The following is a 17,744-nucleotide window of genomic DNA, read 5'->3' on the forward strand; positions in this document are numbered from 1 at the left end:
TTTAGTTTTACAGATTTAGAAAAAATTAGCAATTTTATTCATTAAAATAGCAGCCTTAAGGCTGCTATTTTAATATCGAGACAAATTAAAAAACTAATTCAATACCTGCACCATATAGCCATCCCTTTTCAGAATCTGTTGCTTCTTGAAAAGGAGTTGATTTTTTTCCTTTCTCATATTGATAGGCTATATCAACAAATGGTCTGATACGTTTGGTAATCTCATAACGAGTTTTAATACCTGTCTTCAATTCTGACAATCCCGTCTTTGATGCAAAGTCAGAATTATCATTAAACACAACATCTGCTTCAATATATGGCTGAGTAATCAACTTTTGAGTGAGTAATAAATCACGGTCGAAATCAAAACTAGCTCCCCAGAAGTTGTCTTTTCCACCATAAAGGTAAGCTTTGGTCTCAAAGAAATAAGGAGCAAGACCTAATATACCAACAACACCATCGACTCGATCGCTGTTCTTGTTATTTTTATCCTCGCTGTATCTTAGACCAGCTTGTACATCCCAAAATGGTGCTACATTACGGCTATAAAGTGCAGACACATCATAATTGGGATCATTACTCTCTGCTTTATTCAGATTGGCTTCAACAAATACTCGATTCTCATCTGTTCCAATCAATGTTTCGAAACTAGAACCTAAACTACCCTTACCATCGTTATCAATTACCCACTCATTGGAAAATTTAGTTGTTTGGTAAATCTGTCCACCATGCTCGTTCAGATGTTTATCATGATTTTGGCTAAGAGCTAATTTGCCTTTTGAAGTATTTTGAGCAGCATTACGTTCAACATAGCCTAATCCTCCAGCTTCTTTTAAAAGCACATTCATACTTGACGTACTCTTATTTAGATTTTCAGTCGAATTATCATTAGCAAATGCCATACCTGCTAAACCAATTAAAGCAACTGATAAAAGTGTTTTTGAAAAAAGTTTTTTAGTGGTTTGCATGTTGATTCACTCCCTTATCATTTGCATGGGGTTGGGCAACGATACTTTTTGAATCAACATCATTGCTATCTACATTTGCCACAATGAGTTTGTTCATCATTCCAGCTGCCATGTGATATAACAAATGGCAGTGGATAGCCCATTCACCTAATTCATCAGCAGTAAGTAAAGTTGTAACTGTTTTCCCTGGTGGCACAATGATCGTGTGTTTATTTGGCATATTACTTGGATCTTGACCATTTTCAAGCTGCATAAACATACCGTGCAAGTGCATTGGGTGAGCCATCATACTGTCATTCACAAATTTCAAGCGTATACGTTCCCCATATTTCACTTTGAATGGTTCTGTTTCATTAAACTTCTTACCATTAATTGTCCAAATGTAGCGCTCCATATTCCCACCAAGACGGATTTCCATTTCACGTTCAGGGGCACGAGTATCTGGTTGAGGGTTTAAAGATTGTAAATCACTATACTGGAGTGCTTTTTGACCAACGGGTGTTGAAGCATTCGCCCAACCATATACAACATCACCATTCTTTTCTTGTGTAGATGCATTAGATGTAGTCATTTGCATGCTATGGTTCATACCTGACATAGATTGATCTTTTGAACTACCTGTCATAGATGACATATCGTGATCCATGCCTTTCATTGAAGACATGTCATGATCCATACCTTTCATCGAAGACATGTCATGATCCATACCTTTCATCGAAGACATGTCATGATCCATACCTTTCATCGAAGACATGTCATGATCCATGCCCTTCATTGAAGACATATCGTGATCCATGTCCGCCATAGACGACATATCATGCCCCATCCCCATATCTTCCATAGTTAATAAAGAACGAGGACGTGACTTCGGCATTTTGATTTGATTTATTGGAGGAGTATTTTCATCATGTAATGAACCAACTGAAAAGCCACTCCTATCAATTGATTCTGCTTCAATTTGATAATTTGATTGTTTAGGTTCTACGATGACATCATACGTTTCAGCCGTTCCTATTCTGAATTCATCAACAGGAACAGGTTTCACTGGCTGCCCATCTGCACTGACTACCGTCATTTTCAAGTTAGGGATTCTGACGTCAAAGAATGACATTGCTGAGGCATTAATGAACCGAAGACGTATTTTCTCTCCAACTTTAAAGTTTCCCGTCCAATTTTGTTCTGGAGTCTTACCATTCATCAAAAATGTATACTTTGTTACATCAGACATATCTGTCTTGAGCATTCTCATCTGATTCCACATCGAACGGTCTTGCCATGTTGCTTTTAAACCATCTTTTTTAATTTGTTTAAAAACATCAAAAACAGTTTCACGACGGTTCTGATAATAGTCAGCTTCTTTCTTTAGATTATTCATGATTTTATCACTAGTTGAATCATGAAAATCTGAAAGTAATACGACATAATCCTTATCTGTTTTCTCAGCTACAGTTAAAGGTGTCCTATTTTTGGGGTAAATGACTAACGGACCATACAAGCCCTCTTGTTCTTGACCTTTACTATGCGAATGATACCAATAGGTACCATTTTGGCGTACCTTAAACTTATATTCGTAGGTCTTATTAGGGGCAATACCGTCAAACTGATTAAATCCGGGTACGCCATCCATGATGCCCGGTAGAATTAACCCGTGCCAATGAATAGAAGAATCTTGTTTTTTTAGCTTGTTATGGACACGAATAATAGCATCATCACCTTCCTCAAACTCAAGAAGTGGCGCAACGAATTTACCATTTACAGTAATTCGCTTAAGTGGCTTACCAGTAACATTCACCGTTTGTTCAGCAATGGTTAAATCATATTCTTTAACTGCTGCCATAACCCAAGTCGACGAAAATAAACCAACTCCTATCAAAAGGACATGCGTTAATTTTTTAGACATTTATTTCACCTATCTAATATAAGGATGGGAGAATCAAGCAAACCTATTATTCGCTTTAATTTCCCCCGATCTTTCATTTATCGTATTTGTTATTTATTTGATGTATTTGACATGTTCATCTTTGAGTGGTCCATGTTCATCATACTGGAATTATCCATATTACTCATTTTAGATTGCCCCATATTCATCATCTTAGAATGATCCATCTGAGACATATCCGTCATGTTACCATGCTCATGCTGACTATGATCCTGTTGGGTTTTATCATCATTCTTCATATTACAAGGTTTTTGACATTTCTCTTGCGTCTTTGAATCGGCTTTAGTTTCAGTGACTACAGTGGTTCCCTGTTTAGCATCGGCTGCCCAAGACTGAGTTCCTGCAATTAAAGTTCCAATACACATAAGTGTAGTTAAGCTACGACGGAATAGAGTTTTCATGTTTTGCTCCAAAAATTAACTTTATGTAAATACCTTAAAGGCCTTCACTAAACATCTATGTGACATGAAAATGACATTTTTGTAATCTACGCCGAATCACGGATTTATAACGTTATTATGATCCTAATTAATGCAATCAGGTTTTTATAAATGAGAATCTTATTAGTTGAAGATGAACAAAAAACTGGTGATTATCTTAAACAAGGCCTTTCTGAAGCTGGCTATATTACTGACTGGGTTACAGATGGATTAACAGGAAAACACCAGGCTCTTTCTGAAGAGTATGACCTAATTATTCTAGATGTAATGTTACCTAAGTTGGACGGCTGGAATATCATTAATGACATTAGAAAAAGCGGTAAAAGCATGCCTATTCTTTTTCTTTCAGCCCGAGATCAAATTGATGATCGAGTGAAAGGGTTAGAATTAGGGGCTGATGATTATCTTGTCAAGCCTTTTGCTTTTGCAGAGCTACTGGCTCGAATTAAGAGCTTACTCCGTCGGGGACAACAAAAAGAAGATAGCAACCTAATCACTATTGCAGACCTTGAACTTGATTTACGTAAACGTCGTGTTACTCGTGCAGGGCAACGTATTGACCTAACAGCCAAAGAGTTTGCATTGATGGAATTATTTATGCGTAGACGTGGAGAAATTCTACCTCGTGCTTTAATTGCTTCTCAAATATGGGACATGAATTTTGATAGTGATACCAATGTAGTTGAAGTCGCTATTAAACGGTTAAGAAATAAAATAGATAGCAACTTCACCCCTAAGTTAATTCAAAACATCCGGGGGATGGGATATGTCTTAGAGGTAGAAGATGACTCATAAATTGTTTAATGCAATTAGCATCCGTATTGCAATTATCTTTTCTCTATCAACTGTCATCATTTTATTGATTATGGGGCTGGTCATTCATCAACTTGTTATGCATCATTTTGAAACTCAGGACCGGACCCAGTTAGAAGGAAAAATTCAGCTTTTAGAAAATTTACTTGAACAGAACCCTACAAATACCCATGAATTAAATACATATTTAAAAGATGCTTTAGTAGGTCATCATGATCTGATTGTTCAAATAGAACGTCCAACAGGCCAAATTATTTTTAGTTCTGCACCAGCAGTCATAAAGACGCAAACGTTAGTCAAATCTAAACATGCTCCTTGGATAGAATGGGAAATTCAAAAAAAAATCTATCGGGGCTTAGTTTATAAAAAGTCCTTTAATAATATTAGTATTCCATCAGCTCAAATTATTGTGGGGATCGATACATCTGAACATCAGCACTTTTTAAATGATTTTAGACGACAGTTATTATACATCGGTGTTGTAGGTACAATTTGTTTAATGTTTTTAGGTTGGTTTGCCGCTTGGAGAGGATTACGGCCAGTTCAAAAAATGGCAAAAGTTGCAGAAGGTATCTCGGCTCAGCATCTTTCTGAGCGATTAGAAGTAGACAGTACTCCAACTGAACTGAAATCATTAGCCATCGCATTCAACGATATGTTAGACCGGCTAGAAACAGCGGTAGGGAAACTCTCGGATTTTTCATCTGATCTAGCTCATGAGATCAGAACACCTATTAATAATTTGATGACGCAAACCCAGGTTTGTTTATCACGTAGTCGAGATATTAGTACCTATCAAGAAATTCTATTTTCCAATTTGGAAGAGTTTGAACGTTTAGCTCGAATGGTATCCGATATGCTCTTTCTCGCAAAAGCAGATCATGGCCTACATAAAGCGAATTTACAGCAAGTGAATTTAGTCAAAGAAGTCTCAGCATTATTTGATTTTTATGATGCAATTGCTGCTGAAAAAGGAATGTCACTCAAGCAAACAGGCCAAGGTTACGTTGAGGGCGATCCTTCAATGTTACGTCGTGCACTTAGTAATTTACTATCAAACTCTATTAGGTATGGCAAACCAAATTCGGTAATCAAAATTCAGTTTCAAAAAAATATAGATACCACTATATTCACAATTGAGAATGAAAGTTCACCCTTAACATCTGAGCAGTTGAGCCGATTATTTGATCGTTTTTATCGTACAGATGCATCAAGACAACGAGTTGAGGAAGGCACCGGACTAGGTTTAGCCATTACAAAGTCAATTCTTGATGTCCATGGCGCAACAATTCAAGCAGACTATAATAACGGACGTATAATTTTTAAAATTATTTTTAAAAATTAATTATTCATCCTAATAAAAACCTGGCTACTTATTACAAATGGTTAAAATAATAAGTAGTCAGGCAATGATCTGTTTTATTTTCGTAGCCGTAAAGCATTACCAATAACCGAGGCTGAACTTAGGCTCATTGCGAGCGCTGCAATCATAGGAGAAAGTAACCATCCAGTAAATGGGTATAAAATACCAGCAGCCAAAGGGATACCTAACGCATTATAAAGAAACGCAAACATCAGGTTTTGCTTCATATTCTTAATAGTTGCTTCCGACAAGGAACGGGCTATTTCAATACCGCGTAAATCACCCTTTACCAAAGTAACTTGAGCACTATTCATTGCGACATCTGTTCCTGTCCCCATTGCAATTCCGATGTCAGCCTGCGCTAAAGCCGGAGCATCGTTAATTCCGTCACCAGCCATTGCTACGATTCTTCCTTCTTTTTGTAATTTCTTAACTAATTCTAATTTATCTGCGGGTTTTACTTCTCCATAAACTTCATCGATACCTAAACGGCTACCAACGGATTTCGCTGTTGTTAAGCCATCGCCTGTAGCCATTACGATTCTTAAACCGGAATTTTTTAATGAATACAAAGCTTCAGGTGTACTTGCTTTGATTGGATCTGAAACAGCTATTAAACCTATCAGTTTCCCATCCACAGCTAAATGCATAACACTTGCACCTTCAGCTCTTAACTTCTCAGCATCATTGATAAATGCATCAACAGATATACCAAGTTGTTCCATTAATGCAGTATTACCTAGAGATAACTGATGTCCATTTAACTCACCCTTAACGCCAATACCAGACCCTGACTCAAAAGATGTCGGTTTGGTTAGTGCAAGATCTCTTTCCCGGGCAGCACGTACAATTGCATCAGCTAAAGGATGTTCACTACCTTGATCTAAACTGGCAGCTAATCGAAGAACTTCATTTTCTTCATACCCTGAAACAGCAATAACCTTATCAAAGGATGGTTTACCTTCTGTTAAAGTACCTGTCTTATCAATAATTAACGTATCAATCTTCCGTAAATTTTCTATAGCTGCAGCATCACGAAAAAGTACACCATTTGATGCACCACGACCGGTTGCCACCATGATTGACATAGGCGTCGCTAATCCTAAAGCACATGGGCAAGCAATAATTAAAACTGCAACAGCATTGATTAGCCCATAAACCCAACTCGGCTCAGGTCCGAATATTCCCCAACCCCAAAATGTAAGTATAGAAATACCAATAACCACCATAACAAACCATCCTGCTACCTGATCTGCCATTCTTTGCATTGGGGCTTTAGAACGTTGAGCTTGCGACACCATTTGTACGATCTGAGAGAGTACAGTTGATGACCCAACCTTTTCTGAACGCATCACTAATGAACCATTCATATTCATAGTTGCGCCAATCACTTGGTCTCCCACACGTTTTGTAACTGGTACGGGTTCTCCAGTTAACATTGACTCATCAATGGAACTTGAACCTTCAGTAACTATTCCATCAACAGGTACCTTTTCACCTGGTCGTACTCTAAGCAAATCTCCAACGTGTACATGGGAAAGAGGAATATCTTCTTCTCTACCATCGTCATTTACTTTTCTGGCAGTTTTCGGCGCCAACCCAAGCAAAGATTTAATCGCGGCCGATGTTTGCGAGCGAGCTTTTAACTCAAGCACTTGACCTAACAATGTTAGTGAAATGATAGCGTCAGTAGCTTCAAAATATACTGCAACACGTCCCATAGATAAAAAAGAATCAGGGAATACTTGCGGTGCCAAAGTTCCAACGAGACTGTATATAAATGCTGCACCGGTCCCAATCCCAATTAAAGTCCACATATTCGGACTACGATTTAAAATTGATTGCCAACATCTAACAAAAAATGGCCATCCCGCCCAAAAAACTATTGGCAAGGTAAGAAAAAGTTCAATCCAGGTTTGTACTTTAATTTCAAACCAGTTTAATTTATGACCAAACATCGCCAAGGTTATTACGATAACGGTCAAAGGTAACGTGTACCAAAATCTTCTTTTAAAGTCCTTGAGTTCAGGATTTTCATCAGCCTCATCTAAATTTGGAAGTAAAGGCTCTAATGTCATACCGCAAATTGGACAGTTTCCAGGTTGATTCTGTCGAATCTCCGGATGCATGGGACATGTATAAATTGTTGAAGTATTTACATGAGCTGAATTAGTAATTTCATTTGAATCTACTTCAGCTCTATTCATTGATTTTTTAGTTGGAGAAGATTTACCCTCTTCATTAATATAAAACAAAGGATCATTTTCAAACTTTAACTTGCATTTTTCACTGCAAAAGTAAAACGTTTTACTGTCAATTTTTTCATAGAATTTAGAAGCCTGCGTTACGGCCATTCCACAGACAGGGTCAATAAGTCTATTGCTAGTATTCTTATCTTCATGATGATGGTCCATAGAACCTCCTTCATATTAATTCTCAAAATAAAGAGCTCATTAGGATTAAACTAATTTTTCGTTATCCGGTCATTTAGTGACCATTATTTTCAATAAAGTCAGTGTAACACTTGTGTGTTTTCAATTTTAAAAATGACAAAAATGTAATTTTGGAGTCATCAAGACGTTTCTATCTGTCTTGAATAATAAGCATACGAAGAGTGATGACCAACTCAATCTATTCATGAACGTCAACGGGTCATTACTTAGCTATGTATCAGTTTTAGAAGGATGATGAAATGAAAATTTTCCAAAATAAAGTATCAGTTCTACGCAATGTATTAGTTGGTGCAACTATGGTTGTAGCTGCTTCAAGTGCGTTTGCACATGTAAAACTTGAAAGTGCAACACCTGCTATTAATGCTTCTGTAGCAAGTCAACCCCAAAACATAACTTTAAATTTTGGTGAAGAGGTTATGTTAATGAACGTCAAATTGCTTGATGCCCAACGTAAGGATATCCCATTAAATTATAAAATAACTCATGATATGAAAAAGTCATTTGAAGTGGCCGTACCTAAACTTAAGAAAGGTAAATATACCGTGGTATGGACCACAATGGGTGCAGATGGCCATAACATGAATGGCGAATATAATTTCACGCTTAAAGCAGCAAAATAAAATAAAAACGAAGTTAGTAAACATGCCAGCAATTTGCTGGCATGTTGCTATAACGATGGAGAAAAATATGCTTCCTGAAACTTGGATATACGCAACATGGCTGGCTAAAGTCGTTTTATATTTAGGTATTGCATTTGTTGTTGGTGGCGCTTTCTGTTATTTCTTACTTGGTCGTTATGTAGAAATTAAACAGACTATTCTGAAGTACATAACTATTGGTGCAGGACTGGGTTTAATATCCAGTATTCTTGGCTTCTTCCTTCTCATTGGAAGTTTTGCCAATACAGGTCTTTCTGGCATGTGGGATAGCAACTACATAAACATTTTAATAAATACTCCCACAGGGCACGTTCATATTATTCGATCAATTAGTTTTGCTCTTCTACTTCTATTGATGATCATAAAACTTAGTAAAGGAACTATTCAGGTTTCAAAAATTGAAGGAGTAATATTTCTCATACTTTTAACTCCTATTGTTTTTAGTTTTTCTCAACTTGGTCATGTTACAAATTTACCTTTATTCGCACAATTTTTATTATCAATCCATGTACTTGTAATGTCTTTATGGATGGGATCACTTTATCCTTTATGGAGAACAAGTAAAAAAATTACTGGTCTTCCCTTGAAAGAACGCATGCATCTGTTTGGAAGAATTGCTGCTTTTGTGGTAGGAATATTACTTGCATGTGGTGCCAGTATTGCTCTATTACTCATTAAAGATTTCAATATTTTACTGAATACTCCTTATGGGCATGGATTCATTATTAAAATAATATTTGTTTTAAGTATTTTATTATTGGCTGCCTTTAATAAATGGTATTTTACTCCTCGTTTACAGGATCCAAAATTTGCAAAACAATTGGGTTATGCCATTTTATTTGAAATGTCACTAGGTTTATCAATTCTTTTAACGACAGGGTATATTACAACAGTAGTCGGTATTGAGTAATAGGAGTAGCCAAGCAATGACTTCATGGATGAAAGTTAACTGTATCGTAATTATATCTCTTGTTGTAAATACTGTGAGTTGGGCAGAACCAGCATCAGCTAAACATATGCATGCGCTTGATGACAGTGAGCTGAGGAAAGTTTCGGATCATGACCACTCAGACGAGAGCTCACTTTCACATGCCCATCATGCAGATAAGAAAGAGGAACCACAAAATTTAAGTAAGGAAAATAATCAGCAAAATTTAAGACTAATACAAACGTCTTATCCAAAATAAATATGGATAAGTAGGCTTGATTTCGGGGATAGAAAGATTCTATTCCCTATCAATAACTAGTAATTAATTTTTTGATAAAGTTCTCAAATCTTCTTGTATCTAGCAAGACCTCTCGATAATGTATCTATGTTGATTCTTGGCTAATATCAAAAAAATTATTAATTTTAGGTATCCAAAAAATCTCATTCCTGAAACTAATCTCTAATCCATCTTCAATTTCATTGATCATATTTAGTTCTATTTGCTTAGAATGGGTAATCTCAAACTTATGAAAATACATTAAGCAAAGTCTTACCCACAATAATAATTCAAATCTATTCTTGGTCACTTTACTTAACTTAATAATTTCTTTTTCTAATTTCTGATTTTTTACTGCTTTTATAAAGTTAGAATTCTTTATAAATGAAAAGTTTAAATCCGTATCATAATTCCGGTTTAAAAAAATTATAAAGCCAATGAGTTCAGCCGCTTGACCAGGATGATGTGACAAATAATGTTTGACATGCCATATCCGTGGCAAGTTAAATCTTGAATTACTCACCAGAAACATCAAGGCTGAAGCTGGTTTCATTGCTAGCCTGGCAGAGCGAATAGTTGTTGTACCATCGCTCACTCTACTCATTAACGTGTCAAAGTACTTTTGAAGAATTTGAGCGGGAAAAGTGGACTCTAGACAAATATTTTTTAACCTATTCAGTTGGTCCAATTCAGAGCAAAATTCTTTTGCCTGTATATCTTCTTGAAGATGATGTACTTGAGTGTAAGCATCCGGCTAACACAGCCTTACCAAGCGATCCTATAAGCCTTAATTTAGTTCCCACCTAAAAACAAGTGGGGACTTAATCCATGAACATGGATATATATTCAGCAACACCTCCTGTTGCTAAAAAACGCCGAAAATACAGCAAAGAATTCAAACTCAGTATTGTCAATGCCTGCAAAAATCCTAATACCTCGATCGCTTCGGTCGCACTGCAACATAGTATTAATGCCAACCTTGTCAGTCGTTGGATCAGGATCTTCAGCCATCATGAGGGTGCCGTGCAGGATCCTACTCATGTGAATCCAGCATTTATTGCTTTGCCTTACACTGCTGCAATCAGCCAACCTATTGATGAGAGGATCACGTTGTGTATCACCGTGCCTCATACGAATAATGATATTCAGCTAAAATGGCAGACATCAGAAATACCTGCCTTGGCAGAATTACTCAAGGCACTTGCAACATGATCCGCATTGATGAAATCTGGTTGTCTACTCAGCCCATGGACATGCGTGCAGGTATGGATACGACCATGGCTCAGGTGGTGAGAGCCTTTGGCTACATCAAACCGCATTGTGCTTACCTGTTCTGTAATAAACGTGGCCATCGCATGAAAGTGCTGGTACATGATGGATTGGGCATCTGGCTGTGTGCCCGGCGGCTGGAACAGGGCAAATTTCACTGGGCTCAAGTTCACCAAGGTGAAACCGTGGCCCTCAGCCCGGAACAGTTACAGGCACTGATCCAAGGTTTGCCCTGGCAGCGCATTGGACGACAGCAGGTGGTGACGATGCTTTAAACCAGGCTCGACCATTCTGCTATTCTCCAAACGTTCTATTTCATTCTTCTCATGACCTCAGGCATACTGCGGTCATGAATACGCTGCCTGACTTAAGCCAACTGACCCATGAACAACTGCTGGAATTCACCAGGCAGTTGGCGCTGCAGCATCAGTCTCTAGCACAATCAAACCAACAATTGGATGCCAAAGTTCAACATCTTTCTATTCTCAATCAAAAATACGAGCATGAACTGGCGCTGTTTAAAAAGCACAAATTCGCCCAAAAGAATGAACACTTAACGGCAAAACAAATCCATCTGTGGGATGAAGCGGTTGAAGAAGATATTGCCGCGGTTGATCTAGAACTGGAACGGCTAAATGCAGATAAAACCAATGCAGCGACACAGAAAGCCAAAACCAATAAACCTAAACGTCGACCACTGCCAGATCATCTACACACCATCCGTATTGAGCATGAACCTGCATCAACCCAATGTGCTTGTGGCTGCCAACTCCGTCGTATCGGCGAAGATGTCAGTGAAAAACTGCATTTCAGACCGGCACAGTTCTATAAGGAACAGCATGTGCGTGGTAAATGGGTCTGTGATCAGTGTGACACTCTAACTCAGCAAGCGATGCCCGCCTATGTGATTGATAAAGGCATTGCTTCACCTGAATTGCTCAGCCATGTGCTGGTATCGAAGTATGCCGATCATTTGCCGCTGTACCGTCAGCGTCTGATCTATCAGCGGGCGGGCATTGATCTTTCCAGATCAACTTTATCTGACTGGATAGGTCGCTGCGGTGTAGAACTGGAACCTCTGGCCAATGCCTTAAAAGAGGTGGTGCTGCAACAGCGGGTGCTGCATGCAGATGAAACACCGGTCACCATCATGCGGATGGGTGAGAATAATAAAAAACCGAAGAAAGGTTATGTCTGGGCCTATGCCACCACACAGTATAATCCAGTTCAGGCGGTGATCTATGACTTTCAGGATAGTCGTTCAGGCCAGCATGCTGAAGAGTTCTTGAAAGGCTGGCAGGGCTATCTAGTCTGTGATGATTACAGTGGTTATAAAGCACGTTTTAAATCAGGCCAGGTGATTGAGGTGGGGTGCATGGCCCATGCACGTCGTAAATTCCATGAACTGCATGTAACTGGGAAAAGTCAGGTTGCTGAACAGGCCTTAGTGCTGATTCAGAAACTGTATGCGATAGAAGCAGAACTCAGGAAAAAGACCGATGGTACAGCGGAAGACCGCCGCGAATACCGACAACAGCATAGTCAACCAGTGATGCAACAACTATATGAATGGCTCAACCAACATCATCTGACAGTGCCATCGAGTTCTCCCACCGCCAAGGCTATCAATTACACTCTGAAGCGTTGGCCAGCCTTAAGCCGCTATCTGGATGATGGCAATCTACCGATATGCAACAATTGGGTAGAGAATCAGATGCGTCCCTGGGCGTTGGGACGCAAGAACTGGCTGTTTGCAGGTTCGCTGCGCAGTGGTCAGCGAGCGGCAAACATCATGACTTTAATCCAGTCAGCAAAGCTGAATGGCTTGGATCCGTATGCCTATTTAAGTGATGTGCTGAAAAGGTTACCGACACACAAAGTGACCCAAATTGAAGAATTGCTGCCGCACTGCTGGAAACCTAAATCGAATTAAAAAATAGGTATGGGATTCAGCGGACGCTTACACTTGAGTTAACCATTGCATAGGTAATACAAACTTACGTAAACCACTTGTTCTTAATCTTCCCAAAAGCTCGGTATAAGCGGGAACTTGCTCTATCCAAAGATCTTCAGTTTCTTCAAAAAATTTTATATGTTTCGCAGTAAATAAGGCTGCTTTATGTGAGCCTACTCGTTGTTCAAGCCATTTTATATAGTTTTTAAAGTGTTTTCGGAGAGGTGTATCTACTAAATTATTTGCTAATTTCCCAACTCTTCTTTCAAGAATCTGGTGCCAGGAACAGCTTTCACAATAATTTCCACGCCCAGCAGGAATCTTGAATTTACAGATCAAGCAATAATGAGGTGGTGAATTCAAACATTTCTTGCAATACATCTGACCTGATTTAACATCTTCTTCAAGTAGCCGGTACCTACGACAACTTGGGCAAGTTCTATAATCACGAGTTGCGCATTTAGGACATACTCTTAAATTATCTGAAAAGCGGCTGATTCTGGAGAGTTTCTGGGAAAAGCACCCACAACGCTCACAGGCTTGAAACTCCTTGAAATAAACAGAGCAACTACAACAAACAGGACCATACTTTGTAATTTTTCCTATAGAGTAATCAACTCGTTGACAACGTATACATGGTCTATTGTTTTCACATTTTTGGCAAATGGCTGAGTTATCATATTTATATAATCTGGCAAGCTTTCCACAGGATGAACATGCTCTTTTTTTGAAAACCCGTACATAACATGTATGGCAAAATTTAGTCGATTTATAATTCTTATGAATTTTTTCCACACTGCGACCACAGTCATCACATTGAGGCATCTCATCTTCCCCCAATTTACAAGATTTTTCGCTTCAATCTCCACATTTTTCGTAATATAGCTTTTTTACATGTTGGTCTTGGGGTACTTGAGACATTTCCCTCTAATATATACCCCCGAGAAACCTTGTCTAGTTGCTTTTCTAAAGGTATTAATATTTCTGGTATTTTACATCTCTTATCCCAAAATGAGGCTCTATTCATACTTAAAGAGTGAGCTGTTTCAATAAATTTTTTTTGGGAAACTTTTAACAGTTGAGAAATACAAGCAAATATTTTCTCCCTTTCTAATACTGAAATTTGACTAAGGACTAAACCCGTCGAGGAAAGTTGAGGATGGGGAACGCTAATATCCAGCGCATTTAAAAACGCCCAACCTTTACTATTTAAGGAACTTCTAAGAACTTTTCGAATAAATTGATTAAATAACTGAATGACACTCAACCACTCTGATATAGGAATTAAAGTATCATCATAAATTGCATATCCTTGCTTAAGGAAAAGATCAAAGTCTTTCTGTAATGCCAAAGCATTATGATCTATGACATCGGCTTTCACATCAAAAAGTTTCTCTTTACATAGGGCACAGCAAGATAGTGTCTGATCAGGAGCTTCCAATAATCTTGGTTGAATAGCCTTCTGGCAATGGGGACATTGATCTAATAAACGCTGATTATGCTTAACACATCCCACGTGCAATACATACCGCCAATTCAGCCGAAAGTAAGCAACAGGATCACTTTCCAAACATTTGGGACAATATTGCCAACCACTTTTATGTTTACGATTCCGTGTACCTAAAGCTAATATCCATGGTTCAAGATTTATTGCACTATTTTGTAGAAATAATTTCTTAAAAGTAGCGTTTTTTAATTGATCCTGATTGACAGCTGTCTTACGGGCTAATATTTCTAAATGTTCTTGAGTAAGTCCTTTATCAATATCTATAGTCCATACTCTCCATTTAGGCCAGATAACTCCCGTTAAACTTAGTGGATCACAACCGCAGCCAAGGGCAACCCGTATCAACCAGGAAGATAAAGCTTCATCCTGAAGTAAAGGTGTTCGGGTGACCCAATAATAAGTCTCTCTGGTAGGTGCCATATTGGAGTCTCACAAACTATCTCACATCTTCTAATAAATGATGATCAATATATTCCTGACCTGAGATAATAGCTTTCTTGGCAGCTTCTCTTAACAAACTACGTAAATTTCCTAAGTTTCCTTCAGTAATATCATGTAAATACTTTACCGTGGCTGGCTCAGCTAATCTTGAAGGTTGTTTAAGCGGAAGTACTTTTTCAAATTTATTTACTAGAGCCTGAAATTCTTTATCAAGCTGCCATAAAGGTAAGTTAACAACACGAAAACGGCTCACGTGCTGCGGATCTGTATAAAGTACTCGGACTGCTTCTTCCGTACCAAAACCAACCACTGGGATATGGGTTTCATTACACAAGTATTTGATCGCATTCATGACTGTTCTCTGCTTAATAGGAGTCCCACATAACAAAGAATTCATCTCATCAATAATGAGTAACTTCACTTCATAAAGTTTAAGACAGTGAACAACCTGATACCTTAATTTAGCAACCGGATCTCTTTCCCGGAAAGGTTCCCAAAATCTATCTAGGATCGCCATATATAAAGCTTTCTCATCAGGGGAAACAGGTGCTTGAACAACAATGACAGGCTTTACTGCATTATTCAGTTCATTGATATATCCCTCACCATAGAGCTTAAAAAATTGGTTAATGATTGATGTCTTACCATTATTAGGCTTACTTAACACCAGTAAATTAGGCATACGACTTCGTTTTGGAAGAGTAAGCATACCCTTTAACTGATCTAATAAATCATTCGCTGCCGGGTATCCGATCCAACGATCCTCTTCAAGGAAATACAGCCGATCCTCATTAGATTGATCTACAATAGGGCGAAATTCCTGGAAAATATGTGGATAATTACTCATGAAATATCCTCATCATTTTCAAGCTCATCTAAAGGTAATAATCCAAATAAATTTTCAAGTTGTTGCTCCATAACTGTGCTCTCTTGTTGAGATTTTTTATCCTGAATTGAGGCAGGGTTAATACTCTGTTGATGTTGAGTACTGCGCTGATATGATCTGCGAGCACGACGAGTTTTAGTACTCGCTTCTTGTACACGTTCACGAAGTTTAGCTAAAGCCTGTCCAAGCTCATGATCTTTTAAATATTCGCCAGTTTCTTTTTTCAAATCTTGAATTTTTTTATGTTCCCAAATACTAAAGGGTGGAATACTTTGATCTGCTAGAGGAACTTTAAAATAGTTTTTGATTTCAGGGTCAAAGAACCATATTTCACTAATATTCCGTGGATCTCGTCTAAAAATAAACTTACGTTTCTCTTTATGATTTTCAGGGTCAATTGAATTGATCCAGCCTCTCAATACATCCGCATAATATGACAGCCCATCAATAGTTACACCTGTAGTTTGGATTGTTCGTTCAAAACTCGGTAAAAAATCAAGGAAAAAATTATGATCATTTGCAGGTAACCTGGCCGCCCCAGATCCTAAAGTATTCTTATCACCAAAAATACCCAGTTCAAAAGCATGTAGAGGTGATGTACCTAAAGCTGAATGTTTTCGTTTATGGTAAACATTACAGATAAAATCAATCAGCCAATCCTCAAACTCTGTAAATGTAAAAACGGCTTGAGTATCAGAGTCATAATCTTTTCTCTGAAAAATATTAGAAAAAGTAGTACCTGGTACTGCATGAATATCTGTAGCAAAAGTACCCATCAAACGTTCAATATGTCCACCAAAGCGTGGTTTCTTAACAGGTCGATATTCCAGACGGATATCATGTGCCATACAAGCATTTCTGAAAGTTTCTGAATGGAATTCGGGACCATTATCTACATGGATCGTATTCATAATTCCCCAAACAGGCCATTCAGCCTGGATCTTGCGTAAAGCCAACCATTTCTCTTTGGGTAATACTGCTTGAGATACACACATGGCAATAGACATTACCGAAGGTGCATCTAAAGACAGGTAATAGCCGACAACTACCCGCGAAAAGACATCAATTGCAAGAGTTAGATAAGGACGCCCAATAGGTTGTCGGTTAAAATCATCCACCAGAATTAGATCCACTGGGGTATGGTCAATCTGAACAACTGCAAGCGGGTAATCCGCATGAGGAAATTTTCCAGCGGCTGGGGTAAATCTATTATTTGCCTTTTCTTTATGTCCTCTTTTACGCAGAACTTCTCTTTGACTGATTGCTGCTATACGGTTCCGTACGGTATTTGCATGAGGGACGTCAAGAATATGATATTCATGACATAAACGTTTCACTTCAAGTACAACTTTTTGAACACTTATTCTCTGATTAGTCAGATATAAATCTTTAATCGCTTTTTCAATAATTGCTTCAGCATGCTTATTAATCATCTTCTGACCTTGAGGCAACCCCTCTTTTTTAGGTCTCAGTCCATCAATCGTTCCGTATGCGTTATATATTTTTAACCATCTGTATAAAGTTGCTGGATTTATATCATGTTGCTTTGCACGTAACTCCACTTCCTTTCGTCCACTCACCCCATCCTCAATAAAGGGGCGGATTATATTGAAGCGCCTTTCAGCTTCCGCCCAGTCTTTATCAGGAATGAGATCTATATCTTCATATTTTTCAGTAAGCAATGCTGGCTGTAATTCACTTATGGCAACAATACCTTTTCTACCCGTATTCTTGTTTTCAACAAAGACAGATTTAAGATCAATGATCTCCAGAATTGTATGAGGAACACCTTTAACCTGAACGGATTCACCAGCAGCAATCTTGATATTTATACGTCTATCATTCATA

Annotated in this window: 16 protein-coding genes and 1 pseudogene; 8 read left to right on the forward strand and 9 right to left on the reverse strand. The window is 38.2% G+C overall.

The features are described 5' to 3' along the window. Window positions 1–85: 85 nt before the first annotated feature. From F927_RS09765 to F927_RS09775, 3 genes are all read right to left on the reverse strand, one after another. Window positions 86–967: a copper resistance protein B gene (locus F927_RS09765; protein WP_004637557.1), complete on the reverse strand. Its 882-nt coding sequence runs from the start codon at window positions 965–967 to the stop codon at window positions 86–88. Continuing rightward, on the reverse strand, window positions 954–2,867 hold the full coding sequence (locus F927_RS09770; RefSeq protein WP_005084017.1) for a copper resistance system multicopper oxidase: 1,914 nt from the start codon (window positions 2,865–2,867) through the stop codon (window positions 954–956). Before F927_RS09770 ends, F927_RS09765 begins: the two co-directional genes overlap by 14 nt. Window positions 2,868–2,956: 89 nt before the next feature. Next, window positions 2,957–3,307, reverse strand: a complete 351-nt coding sequence (locus F927_RS09775) for a hypothetical protein (protein WP_004637555.1) — start codon at window positions 3,305–3,307, stop codon at window positions 2,957–2,959. 150 nt (window positions 3,308–3,457) lie between these two features. On the opposite strand from F927_RS09775, the gene F927_RS09780 reads away from it, so the two are divergent. Next, window positions 3,458–4,141, forward strand: coding sequence for a heavy metal response regulator transcription factor (locus tag F927_RS09780; RefSeq protein WP_001221582.1), 684 nt, complete (start codon window positions 3,458–3,460; stop codon window positions 4,139–4,141). Then, window positions 4,131–5,504 carry a heavy metal sensor histidine kinase gene (locus F927_RS09785; RefSeq protein WP_005084019.1) on the forward strand — a complete coding sequence of 458 codons (1,374 nt, stop codon included), beginning with the start codon at window positions 4,131–4,133 and terminating at the stop codon, window positions 5,502–5,504. Before F927_RS09780 ends, F927_RS09785 begins: the two co-directional genes overlap by 11 nt. Before the next feature lie 74 nt (window positions 5,505–5,578). Here the strand turns inward: F927_RS09785 and F927_RS09790 are convergent, their stop codons facing one another. After that, window positions 5,579–7,936: a heavy metal translocating P-type ATPase gene (locus F927_RS09790; RefSeq protein ID WP_005084021.1), complete on the reverse strand. Its 2,358-nt coding sequence runs from the start codon at window positions 7,934–7,936 to the stop codon at window positions 5,579–5,581. A 278-nt stretch (window positions 7,937–8,214) separates the two neighbouring features. On the opposite strand from F927_RS09790, the gene F927_RS09795 reads away from it, so the two are divergent. From F927_RS09795 to F927_RS09805, 3 genes are all read left to right on the forward strand, one after another. Further along, window positions 8,215–8,595: a copper resistance CopC family protein gene (locus tag F927_RS09795; protein ID WP_000689223.1), complete on the forward strand. Its 381-nt coding sequence runs from the start codon at window positions 8,215–8,217 to the stop codon at window positions 8,593–8,595. Between the two features lie 67 nt (window positions 8,596–8,662). Next, complete coding sequence (locus tag F927_RS09800; RefSeq protein WP_000936492.1) at window positions 8,663–9,544, forward strand: copper resistance D family protein; 882 nt, start codon at window positions 8,663–8,665, stop codon at window positions 9,542–9,544. Window positions 9,545–9,560: 16 nt separating this feature from the next. Beyond that, the gene (locus tag F927_RS09805) at window positions 9,561–9,821 is read left to right on the forward strand and encodes a hypothetical protein (protein ID WP_000205069.1); all 261 of its coding nucleotides are present in this window, start codon (window positions 9,561–9,563) and stop codon (window positions 9,819–9,821) included. 124 nt (window positions 9,822–9,945) lie between these two features. Here F927_RS09805 and F927_RS09810 read toward each other — a convergent pair whose 3' ends face one another. Further along, window positions 9,946–10,443, reverse strand: a complete 498-nt coding sequence (locus F927_RS09810) for a hypothetical protein (RefSeq protein ID WP_017394423.1) — start codon at window positions 10,441–10,443, stop codon at window positions 9,946–9,948. A 224-nt stretch (window positions 10,444–10,667) separates the two neighbouring features. On the opposite strand from F927_RS09810, the gene F927_RS09815 reads away from it, so the two are divergent. The 3 genes from F927_RS09815 to F927_RS09825 all read left to right on the forward strand — a co-directional run bounded on the left by F927_RS09815 (window position 10,668) and on the right by F927_RS09825 (window position 13,041). Continuing rightward, window positions 10,668–11,051, forward strand: a complete 384-nt coding sequence (locus F927_RS09815; RefSeq protein ID WP_001055585.1) for a transposase — start codon at window positions 10,668–10,670, stop codon at window positions 11,049–11,051. After that, window positions 11,048–11,383: an IS66 family insertion sequence element accessory protein TnpB gene (gene tnpB / locus F927_RS09820; protein ID WP_000618091.1), complete on the forward strand. Its 336-nt coding sequence runs from the start codon at window positions 11,048–11,050 to the stop codon at window positions 11,381–11,383. The genes F927_RS09815 and tnpB overlap by 4 nt, the downstream gene beginning before the upstream one ends. A gap of 74 nt (window positions 11,384–11,457) precedes the next feature. Beyond that, window positions 11,458–13,041 (forward strand): IS66-like element ISAba25 family transposase, encoded by a 1,584-nt coding sequence (locus F927_RS09825; protein WP_005080957.1) that lies wholly within the window; start codon window positions 11,458–11,460, stop codon window positions 13,039–13,041. 30 nt (window positions 13,042–13,071) lie between these two features. Here the strand turns inward: F927_RS09825 and F927_RS17425 are convergent. From F927_RS17425 to F927_RS09845, 4 genes and pseudogenes are all read right to left on the reverse strand, one after another. Continuing rightward, window positions 13,072–13,887 (reverse strand): annotated as a pseudogene (locus F927_RS17425) (hypothetical protein); the annotation flags it as partial. A gap of 16 nt (window positions 13,888–13,903) precedes the next feature. Then, window positions 13,904–14,989 (reverse strand): TniQ family protein, encoded by a 1,086-nt coding sequence (locus F927_RS09835; protein WP_005084029.1) that lies wholly within the window; start codon window positions 14,987–14,989, stop codon window positions 13,904–13,906. A gap of 16 nt (window positions 14,990–15,005) precedes the next feature. Beyond that, a complete protein-coding gene (locus F927_RS09840; protein ID WP_004637550.1) occupies window positions 15,006–15,857 on the reverse strand; it encodes a TniB family NTP-binding protein in 852 nt (283 codons plus the stop codon). Continuing rightward, window positions 15,854–17,743 (reverse strand): Mu transposase C-terminal domain-containing protein, encoded by a 1,890-nt coding sequence (locus F927_RS09845; RefSeq protein ID WP_004637549.1) that lies wholly within the window; start codon window positions 17,741–17,743, stop codon window positions 15,854–15,856. The genes F927_RS09840 and F927_RS09845 overlap by 4 nt, the downstream gene beginning before the upstream one ends. Window position 17,744 lies beyond the last annotated feature (1 nt).

Origin of the sequence: Acinetobacter haemolyticus CIP 64.3 = MTCC 9819 (genome assembly GCF_000369065.1) — a bacterium.
Taxonomy (GTDB): domain Bacteria; phylum Pseudomonadota; class Gammaproteobacteria; order Pseudomonadales; family Moraxellaceae; genus Acinetobacter; species Acinetobacter haemolyticus.